3 protein-coding genes are annotated in these 2,357 nt (G+C 73.2%); all 3 read right to left on the reverse strand.

All coding sequences use genetic code 11. The features are described from left to right. The coding region (locus tag A612_RS11570; RefSeq protein WP_019374637.1) for a DUF3014 domain-containing protein at nucleotides 1-861 on the reverse strand (861 nt) is incomplete at its 3' end. A gap of 125 nt (nucleotides 862-986) precedes the next feature. Continuing rightward, complete coding sequence (locus tag A612_RS11575; RefSeq protein ID WP_051001497.1) at nucleotides 987-1,889, reverse strand: alpha/beta fold hydrolase; 903 nt, start codon at nucleotides 1,887-1,889, stop codon at nucleotides 987-989. Then, nucleotides 1,880-2,329 carry a type II 3-dehydroquinate dehydratase gene (gene aroQ, locus A612_RS11580; RefSeq protein WP_019374639.1) on the reverse strand — a complete coding sequence of 150 codons (450 nt, stop codon included), beginning with the start codon at nucleotides 2,327-2,329 and terminating at the stop codon, nucleotides 1,880-1,882. The genes A612_RS11575 and aroQ overlap by 10 nt, the downstream gene beginning before the upstream one ends. Nucleotides 2,330-2,357 lie beyond the last annotated feature (28 nt).

The raw sequence follows: 2,357 nt of genomic DNA on the forward strand, positions 1-2,357 counted from the left end.
CTGGCGCACGCCCGCCAGCACGGCCTTGAGCCGCCGCGCATTCTCCGGCCCCATGCGCAGCAGCATCTTCTGCCCGCTGCTCAGGGCCTGCAGCTTCGGATCGGCGAATTCATAGCGCACCCAGGGCCGTGTGGACGGCACCTCGCCCGCCACCCGCGTGAGCTGCACCGCCAGCGGCCCGGACGGCTCGGGCGTGGCCAGCAGGTGGTCGAGCACGGCGACCAGCCGGTCGTTGAAGTGGCGGCCCGGGTATCCAAGCTCCTCATACGCCGCCTGCAGCAGCGGATAGAGCCGCACGTACAGCTGCACCGCCGCATCCAGCGGCACCCCTTCGGCGAATGCGACGAAGGGCCGGTAGCGCGAGGCGTTGTCGGCGGCGATGGTCTGGACCTGCGCATCGGCGGGGCCGTCCACCGCGAAGCGCCCCGGCGTGGGCTGCACCGGCCACAGCCGTGCCGGCGCCTGTTCGCGCGCCAGGTTGTCGATCGTCGCGACCACGCGGCGCGCGAAGTCGTCGAGTTGCAGGAAGGCGGCCGATTGCTGCGCGCCCAGCAGCTGCTGCACCGCGGCCTCCAGCTCCTGCGGCGATTCCAGGGGTGGCGCGGGTGGCGCCTCGATCTCTTCGACGGGGTGGTGCAGCGGCTCCTCGGGCGCTGGAGCGCCTTCCGGAGCCGCAGCCGAAGGCGCCTGCTGCGGCGCCGGCGCCGCACCGGTCGCCTGGGCGCCGAGCACCGGCTCGGCACCCGGCCGGCCCCAGAACCACCACCCCGCTCCCACCCCGAGCGCGACGGCGACCAGCAGCCACGCCCAGGCGGCGGAGCCGGAAGAGCGTTGGGGGCGGCGGGGGTCGGATGTGGGCATGGTTTTTCCTTCCTTGGGTTCCTCGGGATGGCAGCCCTGTCAGGCAGGCCACCCTGGTGCGAGTGCAGATGAGCGCCAGCGTTCCCCTGGCGGGCCCGCGCCGGGCCGTTGGCGCTGCAACAGCGTCACTCTGCCAAGGCCACCAGCAAGGCGTCCAGGAAGGCGCCGGGGCGCTCGAACTGCACCCAATGCCCGGCGTCGGCAATCAGCTGCAGCCCACGGAAATCGGGGGCGGCGCGGGCGAACGCCCCTTCCAGTGCCGCGATCCAGCCCCGGTAGATGGCATCGCCGCGGCCATAGATGGCGTGCACCGGACAGCGCAACGCCGGCAGCGCCCGCGCCAGCGCATCCGTGTGCGCCAGGCGCCGGCGCGGCATCCGGTCGCGCAGCACGTTCGTCACGTGCACGGCCAGCGCCAGACCGTCCTCGGCGTCGATCGCTGCCGGGTCCTGCAGCATCAGCGCCGCGAGGTTGTGGCGGTGGATCTCCAGCTGCTGCGCCGCGGGCAGGTGGCGCCAGGCGCGCAGCTCGAACTGCGGGCGCGGCACCACGCCCATCGCCGGCGCGCCCACCAGCACCAGCCGCCGCGCCAGGCGCGGATGGGCTGCCAGCAGCAGCCCGGCCGTGAGTCCGCCGAAGGAAAAGCCCACCAGGTCGCAGGCCTGGCTGCCGAACAGTTGGCGCAGACCCTTAGCCAGGGGCTCCACCAGCGCATCCGCGTCCGAGCCCGCCGGCGGCACCGCCGAATCCCCGAACCCCGGCAGGTCGGCCGCCCAGACCTCGCGCCCCTGCGCCCGCAGATCCTCGATGTTGCGCACCCAATGCAGCCAGCTGCCGCTGCCGCCGTGCAGCAGCACCAGCGGTGCCTGCCGGCCGGCGGCGCCCTCGCCCCACACGTGCCAAAGCATGGAACCCTCGCCACAGGGCGTGCGCACGCGGCGCGCCCGAGCTGCCAGCTGCTGCACGTGCTCTGGCAGCGGCAGGCGCGCCGGCTCCGGCCAGCCGGGGCGCTGTGGCGTCACTTCCATCGGGCGACGCCCTCGATGGCCAGCCGGTAGCCATCGACCCCGAAGCCGCACAGCACGGACCGCGCCGCGGCCGACAGATAGGAATGGTGCCGGAAGGCCTCGCGCGCATGCACGTTGCTGATGTGCAATTCGACCAGCGGCACGCCCGTGCCCTTCACGGCGTCGAGCAGCGCCACGCTGGTGTGCGTGTAGGCCCCTGCATTCAGCACCACGGCCGCGAGCTGCCCGGCGGCATGCAGCCGCCCGGCCTCATGGATCCAGTCCACCAGCTCGCCCTCGTGGTTGCTCTGGCGAAACTCCAGCCCCAATCCGTGCTGCGCGCAGGTCTCGCGGCACAGCGCCTCTACGTCTGCCAGAGTGGAGGCCCCATAGATGCCGGGCTCGCGCGTGCCCAGCAGGTTCAGGTTGGGGCCGTTGAGGACGAAGACGGTCTGGGGCATGGCTCGGCGGGGCAGCTGCGGGAAGCCG

Origin of the sequence: Melaminivora alkalimesophila, assembly GCF_000282995.1 — a bacterium.
Classification (GTDB): Bacteria; Pseudomonadota; Gammaproteobacteria; order Burkholderiales; family Burkholderiaceae_C; genus Melaminivora; species Melaminivora alkalimesophila.

Excerpts from the sequence above, each read along its gene's own strand:
- A612_RS11575 (WP_051001497.1), bottom strand. The coding sequence starts at position 1,889 with ATGGAAGTGACGCCACAGCGCCCCGGCTGGCCGGAGCCGGCGCGCCTG.
- aroQ (WP_019374639.1), bottom strand. The coding sequence starts at position 2,329 with ATGCCCCAGACCGTCTTCGTCCTCAACGGCCCCAACCTGAACCTGCTG.